The following is a 16,191-nucleotide window of genomic DNA, read 5'->3' on the forward strand; positions in this document are numbered from 1 at the left end:
CTACTGGCTCGCCCAGACGATGCGCGCCACCCATTCGATGTCGCGCGTCGGGATGTCGCGGTCCGGGTGAGCGGGATTGAGCGAAACCAGCACGATCGATTTCACCGTTTGCCGGTCGAGCACCTTGGCCATCACCTCGCCGGCGGTGGTCTTGACGACGACACGATCGCCCTTGCGCGTCGGCGCGCCCGGTTCCACGATCAGCACATCGCCATTGCGGTAGAGCGGCAGCATGGAATCGCCCTGCACCAGCAGCGCGTAGGACGTCTCGGTCGCCCGCGCCGGCAGCTCGACCAGATCCCAGCCCTGCCCCGCCGGATAGCCGGCATCGTCGAAGAAGCCTCCCGCGCCGGCCTGGGCGAAACCAAGCAACGGGACGGCGCTGCGCTGTTGGGCTATGGAGGCGCCGCCGCGCCCTTCGACCAGTCCGGTGAATTCCTCGAGCGACGCGCCGGTGGCCTCGATGATCTTGGCCAGCGATTCGGTCGAGGGCCAGCGCGGCCGGCCATCGGAAGACAGGCGCTTCGACTTGTTGAAGGCCGTCGAATCGAGGCCCGCGCGCCGGGCAAGACCGGAAGCCGATAGCGAATAGCGCTCGGCGAGAGCGTCAATGGCGGCCCATACGCGGTCGTGTGAGAGCACGCGCGCACTCCTTCAAACAGGAAAAAATGCCTCAAGCCTGTCTAGCGCGCGACCACACCATTGTCCACCGGTAGCGGCGGACCGGGATGGAAAGTGAACGCAGGCACAGATGGGCCTGGTTCGGCACACTAATCGAGCCGGCTTTCGTCGCCGACCCTGTAAGGGCCACGGCTCGACGCCGTGGCCATGGTGCGGGCCATTCGCCCCCAGACATACATCTTGGGTTGATCAGGCCGCCTCTCGGACCTCGCCCTTCCGGTAAGGGTCGAAGCGCTCGTAGAAGGTCTCGCCCTTCTCGGCCATGTCGAGGAGAAGCTTCGGCGCCTTGAACTCGGCGCCATACTTCTTCTGCAGCCCCTTGGCGATCTTAACGAAACGCTTGGCGCCGATGCCGTCGATGTAGGATAGCGCGCCGCCGGTAAAGGGAGCGAAGCCGAAAGCGAGGATCGAGCCGACGTCCGCCTCGCGCGGATCGGTGACAATGCCTTCTTCCATCACCCGCGCCGCTTCCAGCGCGATGGTCACCAAGAGGCGCTGCTTCAGCTCCTCATAGTCGACCTTTTCGGGCTTCAGCTGCGGATAGAGATCCTTCAGGCCTGGCCACAGCTTCTTCTTCGCCGGCTTCGCCGGATAATCGTAGAAACCCTTGCCGTTCTTGCGGCCGAAGCGGCCATGCGTGTCGACCATGGTGTTGATCAGCGCCATCTGCCCGGGATCGACGGCCTTTTCGCCCAGATCCCTGATGGTCTGCTTCATGATCTTCTGGGCGAGGTCGACGGCCGTCTCGTCGGTCAGCGCCAGCGGGCCAACCGGCATGCCGGCGGCCTTGGCGGCGTTCTCGATCATCGGCGCCGGAACGCCCTCGATCAGCATCTTGTAGGCTTCCGACATGTAGCGGAGCACGCAGCGGTTGACGTAGAAGCCGCGCGTGTCGTTGACGACGATCGGCGTCTTCTTGATGGCGCGCACGAAGTCGAAGGCGACTGCCAAGGCCTTGTCGCCCGTCTTCTTGCCGAGGATGATCTCGACCAGCATCATCTTGTCGACCGGCGAGAAGAAGTGGATGCCGATGAAGTTCTTCGGCCGCGCCGAATTCTTCGCCAGCGCCGTGATCGGGATGGTGGACGTGTTGGAAGCGAAGATCGCCGACGATTTCAGCACCGCTTCGGCCTTCTCCGTGGCTTCCTTCTTGACGCTCGAATCCTCGAAGACCGCTTCGACGACGAGATCGCAGCCGGCAAGGTCGGCATGGTCCTCCGTCGGGGTGATCAACGACAGAAGCTTGTCCTTGTCCTCGGGTTTGGCGCGGCCCTTCTTGATTTGATCGGCCATCAGGCTGTCGGAATGCGCCTTGCCCTTCTCGGCCGACGGCAGATCGCGGTCGAGCAGCACCACGGGAATGCCGGCTCGTGCGGTGACATAGGCGATGCCGGCGCCCATGAAGCCGGCGCCGAGGATGCCGATCTTCTGGAACCTGGTCTCCGGCACGCCGGCCGGACGGCGCGCGCCCTTGTTCAGCTCCTGCAGCGAGACGAACAGCGAGCGGATCATCGCCGCTGCTTCCTTCGACTGCATGATCTCGGTGAAATAGCGCTGCTCGATCCTGAGCGCCGTGTCGAACGGCACCAGCAGGCCTTCATAGACGCATTTCAGGATCGCGGGCGCGGCTGGATAATTGCCATAGGTTTCGCGACGCAGGATGGCGATCGCCGGCGGCCAGAGATTGGCGCCGGCCGCCGAATAGATCGGACCGCCCGGCAGCTTGAAGCCCTTCTCGTCCCAGGGCGCCACCGGTTTCAGGCCGTTCCTGATCATCGCCTTGGCGGTCTCGACCAGTTTCGAAGGCTCGGCGATCTCGTGGATCAGGCCCATCGCCTTCGCCTTTTGCGGCGTCAGGTTCTGCCCGGTGGTCAGCATCTGCAGCGCCTGCTGCTGGTCGGTCAGCCGCGGCACGCGCTGGGTGCCGCCGGCACCGGGGAAGATGCCGATCTTCACTTCGGGCAGCGCCATCTTCACCTTGTCGGAATCGGCGGCGATGCGGCCATGGCAGGCGAGCGACATTTCGAAGGCGCCTCCCATGCAGGTGCCGTTGATCGCCGACACCCAAGGCTTGCCGCAGGTCTCGATCTTGCGGAACAGGCCGGTCATATAGCCGGCATTGTCGAACAGCGCCTTGGTCGCCTTCTCAAGGTCATTCTCCTTGTCGACGGCAAAGGTCGCCAGCATCTTCTGCAGCATGGTGATGTCGGCGCCGCCGGAGAAGCTGTCCTTGCCCGAGGTGATGACCGCGCCCTTGATGGCGGCATCGCCGGCCACATGATCGACTATGGCGTTCAGCTCGCGCATCACCTCCTCGGTGAAGACGTTCATCGAACGGTCCGGCATGTCCCAGGTGATCAGCGCAATGCCGTCGGCGTCCACGTCGAGGGTGAAATTGGTGTAGCTCATCTCTTCTCTCCCCGTCAGACGCGTTCGATAATGGTTGCGGTGCCCATGCCGGCGCCGATGCAGAGCGTGACCAGCGCGGTGTTGAGATCGCGGCGCTCCAGCTCGTCCAGCACCGTGCCCAGGATCATGGCGCCGGTGGCGCCGAGCGGATGGCCCATGGCGATCGCGCCGCCATTGACGTTGATCTGGTCGTGCGGGATGTCGAAGGCCTGCATGTAGCGCAGCACGACCGAGGCGAAGGCCTCGTTGAGCTCGAAGAGGTCGATGTCCGACTGCTTCATCTTGGCGCGCTTCAGGAGCTTCTCGGTGACGTCGACCGGACCGGTCAGCATCAGCACCGGTTCCGAGCCGATATTGGCGAAGGCGCGGATGCGCGCGCGCGGCTTCAGTCCCATCGCCTTGCTGGCCTTCTTGGAACCGAGCAGAACGGCGGCGGCGCCATCGACGATGCCCGAGGAATTGCCGGCATGGTGGACGTGGTTGACCTCCTCTACCTCGGGATGCTTCTGCACGGCGACCGCGTCGAAGCCGCCCATCTCGCCGGGCATGACGAAGGACGGGTTGAGCGAAGCCAGCGACTGCATGTCGGTCGTGGGCCGCATGTGCTCGTCATGATCGAGGATGGTGAGACCGTTCTGGTCCTTGATCGGGATCACCGAATTCTTGAAACGGCCCTCGCCCCAGGCCTTGGCCGCGCGCTTCTGGCTCTCGACCGCATAGGCATCGACGTCATCGCGGGAAAACCCGTATTTGGTGGCGATCAGGTCGGCCGAGATGCCCTGCGGCACGAACCAGCCGGGCAGGCCAACGGAGGGGTCCATGAACCAGGCGCCGCCCGACATGCCCATGCCGACGCGCGACATGGATTCGACGCCGCCGGCAATCACGATCTCATCCGCCCCTTGCGCGATCTTGGCGGCGCCGAAATTGATGGCGTCGAGACCCGAGGCGCAGAAGCGCGAGATCTGCATGCCGGGTGCCTTGGTGTCGTAGCCGGCCTCGAAGGCGGCGGCGCGCGGAATGACGGAGCCCGCCTCGCCGACCGGATCGACACAGCCGAAGATGATGTCGTCGACATTGCCGGTGTCGAGCCCGTTGCGGTCGCGCAGCGCCTCGAGCGTCCTTGCGGCGAGCCGCACCGCCGGCACCTCGTGCAGCGAGCCATCCTTCTTGCCCTTGCCGCGCGGCGTGCGCACGGCGTCATAGACGTAAGCCTCAGTCATTTTCGTGCTCCTTGGCTTTGCCAGCCGCCGCGCTCACAGAGAGCGCCCGATCAGCAATTTCATGATTTCGTTGGTGCCGCCATAGATGCGCTGGACACGGGCGTCGCGGTACATGCGGGCGATCGGATATTCATTCATGTAGCCATAGCCGCCGTGCAGTTGAAGGCATTCGTCGACGACTTTGCCCTGCAGATCGCTGAGCCAGTATTTGGCCATCGAGGCGGTCACCGGATCGAGGCCGCCGTCGATATGGCGGGCGACGCAGTCATTGTAGAAGACGCGGCCGATCGTGGCCTCGGTCTTCAATTCGGCCAGCTTGAACTGGGTGTTCTGGAACTCGATGACGGCCTTGCCGAAGGCCTTGCGTTCCTTGACGTAGTCGATGGTCAGCGCCAGCGCCCGCTCGGTCATGGCGATCGCCCCGGTGCCGATCTGCAGCCGCTCCTGCGGCAATTGCTGCATCAGCTGGACGAAGCCCTTGCCTTCCTCGTCGCCGAGCAGGTTGGAGGTCGGCACGCGCACGTCGTTGAAGAACAGTTCGGACGTGTCGTTCGACTTCAGCCCGATCTTGTCGAGGTTGCGGCCGCGCTCGAAGCCCTCGACCTCCTCGGTCTCGACGACGATCAGCGACGTGCCCTTGGCGCCCTTGTCCGGATCTGTTTTGGTGACGACGATGATCAGGTTGGCGAGCTGGCCATTGGTGATGAAGGTCTTCGAACCGCTGATCTTGTAATGGTTGCCGTCCTTCTCGGCGCGGGTCTTGACGCCCTGCAGGTCGGAGCCGGCGCCGGGCTCCGTCATGGCGATGGCGCCGATCAGCTCGCCGGTCGCGAGCTTGGGCAACCATTTCTGTTTCTGCTCTTCGGAACCGTAATGCAGGATGTAGGGTGCTACGATCGAATTGTGCAGGCCGATGCCGAAGCCGTCGACGCCGACATGGCCGATCGCCTCGATGATGGCGCTCTCATGCGCGAAGGTGCCGCCCGAGCCGCCGTATTGCTCCGGCATGGAAGCGCAGAGCAGGCCGGCCGCTCCCGCCTTCAGCCAGCTCTCGCGGTCGAACATCTCGTTCTTCTCGAACTCGTCGTAACGCGGCGCGATCTCCTCGGCCATGAAGCGCGATGCCATATCGTAGAGCATGCCGACCTCGTCCGCCGCCCAGGCGGGCTTTGGAAGACCAAGAATTTCGGCTGGATTTGTCGCCACGATTTCCTCCGCGTTCCGACACTTGTGGGCCGGCGGTGCCGGCCCGCCAAACCTAGAACGCTTCCGCCGGCAGCGCCATCAGCGTGTCCGCGCCACTCGTTATGCGGGCGAGACGCGCCGCCGTTTCCGGCATGACGCGCTCCATGAAGAAGCGCGCGGTCGTGAGCTTGGCGTCGTAGAACGCGCCAGCTCCGTTGGCGCCGTCCGCGAGCTTCGCCTCAGCGGATTTCGCCATTTGCGCCCACATGTAGCCCAGCGCCACCAGGCCGAAGAGATGCATGTAGTCGCTCGAGGCCGCACCGGCATTGTCGGGCTTGGCCATGGCGTTCTGCACCAGCCACATGGTGGCCGCCTGCAGGTCGTTGAGGCCCTTCTTCAGCGCCTTGGTGAAGGGCGCCATCTTCTCGTCGGCGCGGTTTTCCTCGCAGAACTCGCCGACTTCCTTGAAGAAGGCCTGCACGGCGCGACCGCCATTCTGCGCCAGCTTGCGGCCGACGAGGTCGAGCGCCTGGATGCCGTTGGCGCCTTCATAGATCATGGCGATGCGGGCGTCGCGCACGAACTGGCTCATGCCGTGTTCTTCGATGTAGCCGTGGCCGCCGAACACCTGCTGCGCCATGACCGCGTGGTCGAAACCCTTGTCGGTGAGCACGCCCTTGACCACCGGGGTCATCAGGCCGGTGTAGTCGTCGGCCGCCTGGCGGTCCTTGTCGTCGCCGGAACGGTGCGCGACGTCGGACTTGATCGCCGTCCACAGCGCCAGCGCGCGGCCGGCCTCGTTGAAGGCCTTCATGGTCATCAGCGAGCGACGGATGTCGGGATGGACGATGATCGGGTCGGCCTTCTTGTCCGGCGCCTTGGCGCCCGACAGCGAGCGGCCCTGCAGGCGGTCCTTGGCGTAGGAGACGGCGTTCTGGTAGGCGATCTCGGCGACCGAAAGCCCCTGCAGGCCGACGCCGAGACGGGCCTCGTTCATCATCGTGAACATGGCCTTCAGGCCGCCGTTCAATTCGCCGAGCAGCGTCCCCTCCGCCTCGTCATAATTCATGACGCAGGTCGAGTTGCCATGGATGCCCATCTTCTCCTCGATCGAGCCGCAGGAGACGGTATTCCTCTCACCGGGATTGCCCGAGGCATCGAGCTTGAATTTCGGCACGATGAACAGCGAGATGCCCTTGACGCCTTCCGGCGCGCCCTCGGCGCGGGCAAGCACCAGGTGGACGATGTTGTCCGCCATGTCGTGCTCGCCGGCGGAGATGAATATCTTCTGGCCGGAAATTCTGTAGCTGCCGTCGCCGTTGGGAACGGCCTTGGTGCGCAGCAGGCCGAGGTCGGTGCCGCAATGCGGTTCGGTCAGGTTCATGGTACCGGTCCAGGTGCCCTCGATCAGCCTGGGCAGCCATGTCGCCTTCTGCTCCTCCGTGCCGTGGGTGACGATCGCCGCGATCGCGCCTTGCGTCAGGCCGGGATACATCATCAGCGCCATGTTGGCGGAAACCATATATTCGGAAACAGCCTGGTGCACCGTGTAGGGCAGGCCTTGGCCGCCGAACTCGACGGGTGCCGCAAGCCCCATCCAGCCGCCTTCGCGATACTGGTCGTAGGCGTCCTTGAAACCCTTCGGTGTCGTTACCGAGCCGTCGTCATGGCGCACGCAGCCTTCCATGTCGCCGACGCGGTTCAGCGGATGCATGACGTTTTCGGCCAGCTTGGCGCCTTCGGCGAGGATCGCCTCGAGAACGTCGGGCGTCGCATCCGAGAAGCCCGGAAGATTGGAATAGCGCTGATAACCCAGCACGTCGTTGAGCACGAACAGCGTGTCCTGGATCGGCGCCCTGTAGATCGTCATGCCTTCCTCCGCCCTTACGGTCCCGGCCCGACCAAGCAAGTCGCCTGTCCACGTCCTGGACAGGAGGCCGGGCCAATGTCGATGCTGCGATAGCAAATATTGACGTTTGCGTAAACGTCAACTTCGTCGCAGCCAAAATTTTATTTGACCGGGCGTGTCAGAACTTGGGCCCCCCGCTTGTCTGCCCCTCTGCGGTGAGGCAACTTCGCAGCATGGACCCAGCCGCATTCATCATTAGCATCCAGAGCCACTACCTGGATCAATTCAGGGCGTTCGTAAGAGAACAGCAGCAAGACTGCAGTCAGGGAGCCGCGGAGGTCAAGTTCCAACTCGCCGACCAAAACGAGCTCTTTCGGCAGCTATGCTGTGTCGACTTCGTCAGGAACGATGAAATGGTCGAACCCGTTGAACTTCAGTCCGATATTATGCGCTTCGAGCCGATCTCGGGCAGAATTGGAAGTGCTGACCTGCTGATAGAACAGCTTCAATGGAACGATGTCGTCATCCACCACACGCTGGCGTCTCCGCCGCTCGACAAGCTGAATGCCTGGTTCCAGCACTGGTTCGATCCGGACGATGAGCGCTACCGGGAAGGCGCAGAATTCGGAGACATCATCCATTCGCTTTGGGTGCGCCCAAAGAAACTGACCGTGGATTTTGGAACAGCCGCGCCGGATGCGTTCTGGAGCCTGCTAGCGCTTCTTGAAGGCGCGGGCACAACTGGATTGCGGATCAATTCGTCGGCAGGGGAGCTATCATGACCTGCAGCTGGCGCGGCGCAGTTGTGCAGGAAAAGCCGCGCGGCGATAACCACGCGGCTTGCATTTTAAACGAGAGCTGATTCAGCCGGCGGCGCTGGCCTGCGGCGCCGCGGTGCGCTCGACGAGCATCTGGCGCACGACGGACATCGAGTTGCTCAACTCGCCGATGGCGTCGTCGATCAGCGCACGCTGCTTCTGCAGGCGGGCGAGTTGCTTCTCCGACTTGTCGAGGGCCAGCCGCAACTGCCTGGTGTTGGTACCGGTCGGATCGTAGAGATCCATCATCTGCTTGACGTCGCGCAGCGAGAACCCGACCTTGCGGCCGAGCAGGATCAGCTTCAGGCGAGCCTTGTCGCGGCGCGTATAGAGACGGGTCGAGCCGTCGCGATGCGGATTGAGCAGGCCCTTGTCTTCATAGAAACGCAGCGTGCGCAGCGTCACACCGTATTTCTTGGCCATCTCGCCGATGCGGACGAATTCCTCGCCGGCTTCGACCGGGATGTCATTGGTATTGGCCGCGGCTTCGCCGGGCGGAACAAGTTTCATGGTCACTGGCTTTCCCCTGGCGGCGTCGCGGTCGCGGACCAAGCGTCGCCTGAGTGGAAGCGGGGGCGTGCTTCCAATCGTGGTTGCGACAAGTCAATCGCAAGAGGCACGGCTTCGCACCTTTTACGTTTACGTCAATTCTATATCGACAGCCGCAAGGTGACGCAAGGGCGTTGTCGAAGCGGAGCTTTATGCCGCACCCGCCAGGCGGCTCACGATTATGCGCGACTTCTTAAGCTTGGTTAACGCCTTGTTAGCGTAGCTTGAAAAAATATTGAACGATTACAATGATCTAGATGGCACGCGTTACGACGCGTTACGGGTGTCGTTACGAACGGGGAAAAGATGTCTATTGAATTAGTCAAACACTCGTTGCCAGGATGGAAAAAATCCTTCGCAACCATGGACGGGGCGGTCGCAGAATTGCGCCGGCACATCTGCGAAAGTTGCCTGCTTGGTAATCAAGGATTTGGCGACGAGGAAGGTTTTGAATTCCCACCAATCGACGTCGTCCATGACGGTAAGCGTTACGAATGCCGCGATGCACTCACGTTGCTTGGAACATCGTGCGGCTGCGAATATGGATTGGAGGGAGACGCTCCATGGCTAGGGGAGGTAGAGGATGAGCGCCGATGACCATGAACCCATGCGGGCAACGGTGGATGTCGACAAGATTCTCGGTCGCCTGATCTACCATGTTTCTACAGAAATCAACCCTAGGGGGTGGGAACTTCGCGAGGCATCAATGCTGGAGGAGGCAGTCAGATACCTCTGTGCCACATCACGGTCGATAGGAGTAGGGAAGATGATTAGCAATGAAGAGCGGGAGACACTAGAAGCCCAATGGGAGCGTGAACGGCGCGAACCATCGCCGCTTCCGTGGGCTTGTCGTGCACACGATTCTTACATGATGGAAGATGAGGAAGAACCAATCGAGATCGTTGACGCGCGCGGAGACACGGTTGCCGACAACGTCAGTTATTACGCGCACCACATCAAAGTCGCTGACGCGCGGCTAATCGTCCAGAGGATAAACGCTCACGAAGCTCTTGTTGCGGCGTTGGAATACACCCGCGAGTACATGCATCCGTATACGCCTGCCGATGTGCGTGACAAGATCGACGCAGCTCTTGCGCAGGCCGGGAGGGGGAAATGATAGCTAAACATACGCCGACGCCGTGGGTGTTCTCACCAGGCCGACACACGCATGATTGCATCATCCATGCTGCTGACGCCGATGACAGTGAGTATGGCTACATTCTGCCTGACAAGGGAGGAGTAGTCGGCTCTTCCGAATGGATATGGTTGTCCGATGAGGACGGGGAGTTTATCGTCCGCGCCGTCAACGCCCATGACGCCCTCGTGGCTGCGCTGGAGATGGCGCGGGCGAGCATTGCCGGCGAATGGGGCGAAGACCATCCAGAGGTCAAGGAAATCGACGCCGCGCTTGCGCGGGCGCGCAAAGGAGGGTGATCGGGATGTGTGATTGCACCATAACGCAAGGACGAGAGGGAGAGCGCGGATCGTGGTGCGTAAAATGCGGCACGAAGGTTCTTGAGGTGCATGATCGTTCTTGCAAGGAATGCAAGCATTTTGAGCCTGACAACCGCAGTGAACGACTCGGCTTTTGTCGTCCGAACTACATGTTGGTGACGGACGACATGCATGTCACCTACTATCTAATCGACGGTCCTGGCCGCTACGGGCTTTGCTTTGAGCCATGCGCCACATCGTAATCGACACCGAAACCACCGGCCTCGACGTCGCCAGAGACCGCATTGTGGAAGTTGGCGCCGTCGAGCTTGTCGACCTGTCGCCGCGGCGCTCGTTCCACGCCTATTATAATCCAGGCATTCCAGTGCCGGCCGAGGCTACGGCTGTGCACGGCCTTACCAACGAGTTTCTGGCCGCCTATCCGGCGTTCACGCCAGGACAGCTGCTCGAGTTTCTTGGCGACGCGCCGCTTATCGCGCACAACGCCGGCTTTGATGTCGGCATCCTGAACGCAGAGCTTACTGCTGCCGGTGGTGACCCGCTACCAAACGAGGTCATCGACAGCTTGGCACTCGCCCGCGCAAAGCATCCTGGCGCACCGGCTAGCCTCGATGCGCTCTGCCGGCGCTGCGGCATCTCGACGGCGCAACGCACCAAGCACGGTGCCTTGCTGGACGCCGAACTGTTGGCAGCCGTATATGTCGAACTTGTGGGCCGGCAGGCGACCATGGATCTTACCGTTGAGACGGTGCAGGCGATCGACGTCGGCGCGCTTGCCGTGCGCCCTGTACCGTTGCCGCCGCGGCTTACTGCGGCAGAGATGGCGGCCCATGCGGCGATGATGGCGGATACAGCATCTCGCCATATCTAGCCATCATCCCCCATCAACACGCCAGCCTCGCGAGCCGCGTCCACAAACGCGGCTCTTGCCTTTTCTGGCGTCTTGCGGCCATACAGCGCCTCAGAGATGACTTCTGCCGCTTGCGCCATTTAGGCCCACGTCCTGGCCAGCCAAGCATCGTGTCGCTTGCCGCCTGCACGTTTCGCACCTCACGCTCAAGACCGGCGCGCTCTTTGATGCGCACCAGCGGGAATGTCATTTCCCGTCCATCAGGCATCGCTAATACATACCAATCCTTAACCACCACTTGGCGTGCTGTGTATAACTGACCACACACCCAAAAATAGTTTCTGGTCCGACCAAATCTCACTTGCGCAAGGTAAACAAATATAACAGTGTCGCGATCGGGCTTGAACACCCATACCGGGTCGGCTGAGGGGAGTCGACACTTTTGTGCGCATTGCTCGGCGGCAACGCACGCTCTGGCTTAAGGCCGGGGGCGATGCGTTATGTCCAAGCGAAAGCCAAAAGCCATCGGCTCACCGCCGAGTGAGTGTTCAACCCCCGGCTTGGTCTGAGGAACCATACCGAGAGAAAAAGCATGGAGATGCGGATTGGCGTCGTGTGTGTTGGCGCCCAATGAAAACAACGCAACAGGGTTTGGGAAAAATGTACAACGTGATGGAGCCGGCCGCTACCGGAATAGACTGCGCAGTGCATATAGACATCATGCCCGAAATCTGGAAATTTTGCTTGGGTCAGTGCATATCGCACAAGGACATGGCCATGCCATCGCTTGTGCTCGGAAGGGTTCGCACCAGTCGCGGTGACGAGATTTACTCGGTGCGATCCTTCGCCATTGTCGATCCGAATCGCGATAGGATGATGATGGGCGAAGCGCTTATTGACGTCTCGCCTGGCGACAAGCCTTGCCATGATTGCCTGCTTTACATGACCGGTATGTGTCCCGGAGCGAAGCGGTAAGCTGCTTGCGGCTTGCCGCAAGCTAAGGTATACGCCATGCATTAATCGAGGGACAATGCATGGCCGTTACCGACGTCAAGAAGCTTCGCCCTGAACTGCTAACGAAGTCCAAAGCCGAACTCGAGCGGCAAGCGGCAGAGATTGCTATGGCGATCGCAGAGCTTGAGCGGGCGGAAGAAATCAAGGCCAAGGAAGAGCTTGCAGCCGAGGCGGCTGGGCGCGTCGAGCGCGTTGTGGCCGACGTCAAATGGCTGCATGAACAAGGGCTGTTGCCCGACCGCGTAACGGCTGGTTTCAGCCGAGGCGATATCTTCTCGCCAGGATCAATCCTGAAAGCACCGAGCGCGGAGTCGCTGGTTGGATCTGCCAAACCTGCAGGTGAGAAGAAGCGGCGTAGGCGCCGCGGACCGAACGGAGAGTGGCTGCCTAGCAAGGCGTCCTTGTCGGACAAAAAATAAGCCGCCCGAAGGCGGCTGTAACTATTGCGTGGATGAAATGCAGGATGGTTAGGCGGCCACCTTGTTAATCTCAGCTCCAGTCAGTGTGTATCCAACCAGGTCAACGAAGCTGTCGCGGTGATCTGGCGTCTCACACAGACGGGCCTCCTTCATCAGCCGCATGAGTGGCGACACGTCTGCCGCAGTGACATTAGCCTCTGTCCGCCCTGTGTTTTCAAAGTACGCCTGCCAGAACTTGGCGATGCGCTCGAAATTGTCTTCTGGCTTGCCATAAGCTGCTCGCCTAGCACCCGAGACAATGCGCTTGGCATCATCCGCGATCGCAGCCTTGACGTCCGTGTCGACGGTAAGAACTCGGTCGCAAAAGCTGTCGTTGGCTGGCATGAATGTATCCTCCACGATGTGTCCGCCCCAAGGGTCGTACGCTGTTGCCAATGACGGGTTGTCCTTAAACATCACACCTCCTCCTTCTTTCGTTTTGGTGCGCCTTCACGAACCGGCTTGCCGCGCACGGGGCCTTCTGGTGCGTCGATCTGCTGATTAGGGTCGGCCGCAATTCTGCGCGCAAACGCAATCGGATTCTTGATGAGCGGCCGAAACCTCTTGGCGTTGTACGGTGGATCTTCGAAGCCATAGGTTGGGTCTTTGCCGCGATTGACGCCAACAAGACGCACGCCGATGAACGGGCCATCAACGTAGTTATCGTATTCGCCAACCCACCTAAGTACATAGGTTTGGCCCTCAACCAACCCCAATGGAATTGTCACGCGTGGTGGTGATTTGGCATCCACGCAAATAACTTCCTGGCCCGGATAAAAATCCCAACTCATGCCGCCATCCTATCTTCAAGCCATCCCCAATTTTTTCTAGAGATGATGAGGCTGACTGTCTTTCGGTCAACGCCATAAACACGAGCGATTTCGGAATGCGATTTCGTTTTGGATAACCCGCGTATTTCAACTACCTGTGATTCGCTGAGCTTTGAGGCCGGATGCGTTTCACCTCTTGGCATCGTGCCATGACAAATCTTGTCCAAGGCATTCTCTTTGGCTGTTTTCCATGACAAGTGATTTGGCGCAACGCAACCTTCGTGTCCCTTGCCGCAGGAGTGAGCGGCTTCATGTTCAGGTGTTGGCGGCTCTCCGTTGACGAGTTCGCAAACCAGTCTTGAGACTATCTTGACTTTGCCATCATAGTTCAGGTTGCCGTAGCCATCGGCGCCACGCGAATAAGGCCAGATGAGGCAATTGTCTCCATCGTAGACGAGAACCTCTTCTTCCAAGTACCTTCGTGGCTCACCCCATTTTGTGCCGCCCGCAAACGGGTCACCATATTTCTTCCACCTAGCGTAGTGTGGGCCGCAGAAACCCTTCGCATCAACAAACGACGTGCAACCGTCCACCGCACACTCGGCTTTCTGTCTTGGTTTCGGCCCCTTCGGCAACCTGGGTGCAAGCGGGTCACCGTGTGTCCGCCACCTCTCATAATGGGTCTTGCACCATCCCTTGGAGTGCGCAGCCTTTCGGCATTCCTCAATCGCGCACTCACTCACGCCGCCTCCTCCTTCGCCAATTGGTAATCGCGGTCAGCCTTCGATTCTGCGCTGTCGTCATAGATGTCCTCGGCGGGCATCAGCATCACGGCAAGCGTGTTGAACGCCTCAGCCGCATCGCGGCACTGGTTGGCGGTTAGCGTGACGCTCGCGGGAAAGTTCTCCACGATGGTGGCGACCACTACCGAGCCAATGCGGCGCGCTTGGAATGTGGGTGTGATGCGGATGGTCATGCTGCCACCCAATCATCGATGAACTGGTCGCATCGGCTCGGCGTATAAGGCGCCCTTCTGCCGTCTGTAAGTTCCATTTCAAGGTACGAGAGCGCGCCATCGGGGACGGCCAGATGCACCCACTTGTTGGGACGCCACTCAAGACGGCGCATCTTCGCGCCATCCTTGATCATGCGCAGCGCCAGACTGTAGTCCGCTCCACTCACGCCGCCGCCCTCATCTTTTCGAGCATGTAAAACGTGTTCAGGAAATTGTGCTCAGATTCTCCCGGCGACCAGAACGCCAACGAGACACAGAGTGGGTCGTTATGCTTGTCGTGCCAGGCCATCGGCCGCATATTGACCAGCTCGTCCGCAATGATGCGGTTATCAGCCTCGTGCACGATCGCCGGCATCTCTTCCGGCAAGCCAAAGCGAGCCGCTAGCACCTTCCACAGTGCTGCTTCGTGCAGGCGGTACTCATGCATGCTGCGCTTAACGGGTCGCGGCATATCCACAAGATAGGCTTCCGTCGCATCGTGCAGCAGACCGGCAAGCGCATCGGCCGCCGAGCCGTGCCACCAGATCCAGTTGGCAATCAGCACGGAGTGCTCAGCCACACTGTAGAATCGCTTGCAGTGGCCCGCATATCTGCACTGCAGACTCAAGCTATGCGCTATGTCCTCGATGTGAACTTCTTCTGGCCTCGCATCCAACGGCCAGAAGTGCCTCCCGGTAAATGTTTGGAGCATCCCGCCCTTGCGCTCAGTTGCCGCCGTAGGCACAACCTGGCGCAAGTTGGCGTTGGCTGCGTCGGACATTTCGCGGAAGGTGCCGAACGGCCCAAACGTCTCCTGCGTCAGCGTGTCGTGCTCCACGTAGCGGCGCGCGACGGAGTCCCAATTCATGGTGGGCGCCAGATTGAGGCGCCGTAGCGGCCCGTGCGTTGTTCTTGCGCTGCGGTAGTCGGGTGCGTATTCGATCTTGCCGACCTTCATGCTGCCCTCCTGATGTCGTCAATGTGCGAACCTTGAATGGTCAGAAGCTCGACCGGGCCGCCAGGCATCGAATCATCAAACACACCGACCACTAGGCGACCAGTGAACCAGGCAAACGTGTCTAGGTCGGTGCGCCCTTTGAGTAAGATCGGGCCATCTTCGAATTGGTGATGGCCGTGTACGACATGCCGCTTGTCGTGTCCTCTCTCGTCATCGCCGGCATAAAGTTTCCAACCAAGCTCTTGATCGTCCTGCTGGTCGAGAGGCTTGAACGGATCGACGCCAGCATGAACGAACACACGATGCTCATCCACATGCATTCGCGGAAGCGCCTTCATCCACTCAAGATGCTCGCGCGGCACTAGATTGGCCGATTCTATAACGTCATCACCAATCTTTGCGCCGTACGACATGAGTGTCCGCGCGCCGCCGTTGGGGATCCACCATGAGCCGATAAGGCCAACCGCATCGCAGCACGTCACCATGATGTCCTCGTGATTGCCACGCAGAACAACGCGGCGCCAACCCGGAGGCAAGGCGGGATCGTCGATCAACCACTCGACAATCTCACGGCTCTGCGGGCCGCGGTCGACGTAGTCTCCAAGGTGGACAATTGTTCCGGGCACGCCGAGAGCATGCTGCGAAATGGCGTCATAAGCCATCTGCAGCAGGTCGAAGCGGCCATGCAGGTCGGCTATTGCGTAGGTATAGCTCACGCCACACTCCTCTGCGGTTCGTTGTCGTTGGCAGCGGTGCGCCATCCACCCACCATGCTGTCTTTTAGAGGCCTCATAACCTCTGCTGAAATTCGCCTAAACTCTGCGTACATGTCTCTTGGCACTCCCCAAAGTTTGGCTGTTCCGTGACTTATGGCGTCCTGCACATTTTCCTTGCGAGTTCCCCAATAAACGTGACCTCCAGTCACGCAGCCAAGATGTCCATTTCCGCACTCATGACAGGACTCATGTTTTGGAGTTG

At 60.6% G+C, this 16,191-nt stretch carries 20 protein-coding genes; 6 read left to right on the forward strand and 14 right to left on the reverse strand.

Translation table 11 applies throughout. The features are described from left to right. The 5 genes from LB523_RS11790 to LB523_RS11810 all read right to left on the reverse strand — a co-directional run bounded on the left by LB523_RS11790 (window position 1) and on the right by LB523_RS11810 (window position 7,368). Window positions 1–642, reverse strand: coding sequence for a helix-turn-helix transcriptional regulator (locus LB523_RS11790; RefSeq protein ID WP_224602848.1), 642 nt, complete (start codon window positions 640–642; stop codon window positions 1–3). 228 nt (window positions 643–870) lie between these two features. After that, a complete protein-coding gene (locus tag LB523_RS11795) occupies window positions 871–3,090 on the reverse strand; it encodes a 3-hydroxyacyl-CoA dehydrogenase NAD-binding domain-containing protein (RefSeq protein ID WP_224602850.1) in 2,220 nt (739 codons plus the stop codon). Window positions 3,091–3,104: 14 nt separating this feature from the next. Next, window positions 3,105–4,313, reverse strand: a complete 1,209-nt coding sequence (locus tag LB523_RS11800) for an acetyl-CoA C-acetyltransferase (RefSeq protein ID WP_224602852.1) — start codon at window positions 4,311–4,313, stop codon at window positions 3,105–3,107. Between the two features lie 33 nt (window positions 4,314–4,346). Continuing rightward, on the reverse strand, window positions 4,347–5,519 hold the full coding sequence (locus LB523_RS11805; protein ID WP_224602854.1) for an acyl-CoA dehydrogenase family protein: 1,173 nt from the start codon (window positions 5,517–5,519) through the stop codon (window positions 4,347–4,349). A gap of 52 nt (window positions 5,520–5,571) precedes the next feature. Continuing rightward, window positions 5,572–7,368: an acyl-CoA dehydrogenase gene (locus tag LB523_RS11810; RefSeq protein ID WP_224602856.1), complete on the reverse strand. Its 1,797-nt coding sequence runs from the start codon at window positions 7,366–7,368 to the stop codon at window positions 5,572–5,574. 392 nt (window positions 7,369–7,760) lie between these two features. On the opposite strand from LB523_RS11810, the gene LB523_RS11815 reads away from it, so the two are divergent. Next, complete coding sequence (locus tag LB523_RS11815) at window positions 7,761–8,129, forward strand: hypothetical protein (protein WP_224602858.1); 369 nt, start codon at window positions 7,761–7,763, stop codon at window positions 8,127–8,129. 81 nt (window positions 8,130–8,210) lie between these two features. Here LB523_RS11815 and LB523_RS11820 read toward each other — a convergent pair whose 3' ends face one another. Continuing rightward, entirely contained in the window at window positions 8,211–8,675 is a 465-nt protein-coding gene (locus LB523_RS11820) for a MerR family transcriptional regulator (RefSeq protein WP_224603206.1), read from the reverse strand. Between the two features lie 345 nt (window positions 8,676–9,020). On the opposite strand from LB523_RS11820, the gene LB523_RS11825 reads away from it, so the two are divergent. The 4 genes from LB523_RS11825 (at window position 9,021) to dnaQ (ending at window position 11,040) form a co-directional block, all read left to right on the forward strand. Further along, entirely contained in the window at window positions 9,021–9,311 is a 291-nt protein-coding gene (locus LB523_RS11825; RefSeq protein WP_224602860.1) for a hypothetical protein, read from the forward strand. Next, complete coding sequence (locus LB523_RS11830) at window positions 9,298–9,831, forward strand: hypothetical protein (RefSeq protein WP_224602862.1); 534 nt, start codon at window positions 9,298–9,300, stop codon at window positions 9,829–9,831. The genes LB523_RS11825 and LB523_RS11830 overlap by 14 nt, the downstream gene beginning before the upstream one ends. After that, a complete protein-coding gene (locus LB523_RS11835; protein ID WP_224602864.1) occupies window positions 9,828–10,148 on the forward strand; it encodes a hypothetical protein in 321 nt (106 codons plus the stop codon). The genes LB523_RS11830 and LB523_RS11835 overlap by 4 nt, the downstream gene beginning before the upstream one ends. 247 nt (window positions 10,149–10,395) lie before the next feature. After that, window positions 10,396–11,040, forward strand: coding sequence for a DNA polymerase III subunit epsilon (gene dnaQ / locus LB523_RS11840; protein ID WP_224602866.1), 645 nt, complete (start codon window positions 10,396–10,398; stop codon window positions 11,038–11,040). On the opposite strand, the gene LB523_RS29440 is transcribed toward dnaQ, so the two are convergent. Next, window positions 11,037–11,159, reverse strand: coding sequence for a DUF982 domain-containing protein (locus tag LB523_RS29440; protein ID WP_224602868.1), 123 nt, complete (start codon window positions 11,157–11,159; stop codon window positions 11,037–11,039). The two genes, dnaQ and LB523_RS29440, sit on opposite strands and share 4 nt — an antisense overlap. Window positions 11,160–12,053: 894 nt before the next feature. On the opposite strand from LB523_RS29440, the gene LB523_RS11850 reads away from it, so the two are divergent. After that, a complete protein-coding gene (locus LB523_RS11850) occupies window positions 12,054–12,452 on the forward strand; it encodes a hypothetical protein (RefSeq protein WP_224602870.1) in 399 nt (132 codons plus the stop codon). A 48-nt stretch (window positions 12,453–12,500) separates the two neighbouring features. On the opposite strand, the gene LB523_RS11855 is transcribed toward LB523_RS11850, so the two are convergent. The 7 genes from LB523_RS11855 to LB523_RS11885 form a co-directional block, all read right to left on the reverse strand. After that, window positions 12,501–12,908: a DUF6378 domain-containing protein gene (locus LB523_RS11855; RefSeq protein ID WP_224602872.1), complete on the reverse strand. Its 408-nt coding sequence runs from the start codon at window positions 12,906–12,908 to the stop codon at window positions 12,501–12,503. Continuing rightward, window positions 12,908–13,282 carry a CAP-Gly domain protein gene (locus tag LB523_RS11860; protein WP_224602873.1) on the reverse strand — a complete coding sequence of 125 codons (375 nt, stop codon included), beginning with the start codon at window positions 13,280–13,282 and terminating at the stop codon, window positions 12,908–12,910. Before LB523_RS11860 ends, LB523_RS11855 begins: the two co-directional genes overlap by 1 nt. Next, the gene (locus tag LB523_RS11865; protein ID WP_224602874.1) at window positions 13,279–13,734 is read right to left on the reverse strand and encodes a hypothetical protein; all 456 of its coding nucleotides are present in this window, start codon (window positions 13,732–13,734) and stop codon (window positions 13,279–13,281) included. The genes LB523_RS11860 and LB523_RS11865 overlap by 4 nt, the downstream gene beginning before the upstream one ends. Before the next feature lie 266 nt (window positions 13,735–14,000). After that, entirely contained in the window at window positions 14,001–14,237 is a 237-nt protein-coding gene (locus LB523_RS11870) for a hypothetical protein (RefSeq protein ID WP_224602875.1), read from the reverse strand. Further along, a complete protein-coding gene (locus LB523_RS11875) occupies window positions 14,234–14,410 on the reverse strand; it encodes a hypothetical protein (RefSeq protein ID WP_224602876.1) in 177 nt (58 codons plus the stop codon). The genes LB523_RS11870 and LB523_RS11875 overlap by 4 nt, the downstream gene beginning before the upstream one ends. Before the next feature lie 29 nt (window positions 14,411–14,439). Continuing rightward, window positions 14,440–15,213 (reverse strand): hypothetical protein, encoded by a 774-nt coding sequence (locus tag LB523_RS11880; protein WP_224602877.1) that lies wholly within the window; start codon window positions 15,211–15,213, stop codon window positions 14,440–14,442. Then, window positions 15,210–15,929: a metallophosphoesterase gene (locus LB523_RS11885; RefSeq protein ID WP_224602878.1), complete on the reverse strand. Its 720-nt coding sequence runs from the start codon at window positions 15,927–15,929 to the stop codon at window positions 15,210–15,212. Before LB523_RS11885 ends, LB523_RS11880 begins: the two co-directional genes overlap by 4 nt. Window positions 15,930–16,191 lie beyond the last annotated feature (262 nt).

The sequence above is a fragment of the Mesorhizobium sp. ESP-6-4 genome, assembly GCF_020164735.1.
Taxonomy (GTDB): Bacteria; Pseudomonadota; Alphaproteobacteria; order Rhizobiales; family Rhizobiaceae; genus Mesorhizobium.

Bases quoted from the DNA above. Each gene is read 5' to 3' on its own strand.
- LB523_RS29440 (WP_224602868.1), bottom strand. From the start codon at position 11,159: ATGGCGCAAGCGGCAGAAGTCATCTCTGAGGCGCTGTATGGCCGCAAG.
- LB523_RS11810 (WP_224602856.1), bottom strand. From the start codon at position 7,368: ATGACGATCTACAGGGCGCCGATCCAGGACACGCTGTTCGTGCTCAAC.
- dnaQ (WP_224602866.1), top strand. From the start codon at position 10,396: ATGCGCCACATCGTAATCGACACCGAAACCACCGGCCTCGACGTCGCC.
- LB523_RS11875 (WP_224602876.1), bottom strand. From the start codon at position 14,410: ATGATCAAGGATGGCGCGAAGATGCGCCGTCTTGAGTGGCGTCCCAAC.
- LB523_RS11795 (WP_224602850.1), bottom strand. From the start codon at position 3,090: ATGAGCTACACCAATTTCACCCTCGACGTGGACGCCGACGGCATTGCG.
- LB523_RS11880 (WP_224602877.1), bottom strand. From the start codon at position 15,213: ATGAAGGTCGGCAAGATCGAATACGCACCCGACTACCGCAGCGCAAGA.
- LB523_RS11835 (WP_224602864.1), top strand. From the start codon at position 9,828: ATGATAGCTAAACATACGCCGACGCCGTGGGTGTTCTCACCAGGCCGA.
- LB523_RS11855 (WP_224602872.1), bottom strand. From the start codon at position 12,908: ATGTTTAAGGACAACCCGTCATTGGCAACAGCGTACGACCCTTGGGGC.
- LB523_RS11800 (WP_224602852.1), bottom strand. From the start codon at position 4,313: ATGACTGAGGCTTACGTCTATGACGCCGTGCGCACGCCGCGCGGCAAG.
- LB523_RS11870 (WP_224602875.1), bottom strand. From the start codon at position 14,237: ATGACCATCCGCATCACACCCACATTCCAAGCGCGCCGCATTGGCTCG.
- LB523_RS11820 (WP_224603206.1), bottom strand. From the start codon at position 8,675: ATGAAACTTGTTCCGCCCGGCGAAGCCGCGGCCAATACCAATGACATC.
- LB523_RS11850 (WP_224602870.1), top strand. From the start codon at position 12,054: ATGGCCGTTACCGACGTCAAGAAGCTTCGCCCTGAACTGCTAACGAAG.
- LB523_RS11860 (WP_224602873.1), bottom strand. From the start codon at position 13,282: ATGAGTTGGGATTTTTATCCGGGCCAGGAAGTTATTTGCGTGGATGCC.
- LB523_RS11825 (WP_224602860.1), top strand. From the start codon at position 9,021: ATGTCTATTGAATTAGTCAAACACTCGTTGCCAGGATGGAAAAAATCC.
- LB523_RS11815 (WP_224602858.1), top strand. From the start codon at position 7,761: ATGGTCGAACCCGTTGAACTTCAGTCCGATATTATGCGCTTCGAGCCG.
- LB523_RS11830 (WP_224602862.1), top strand. From the start codon at position 9,298: ATGAGCGCCGATGACCATGAACCCATGCGGGCAACGGTGGATGTCGAC.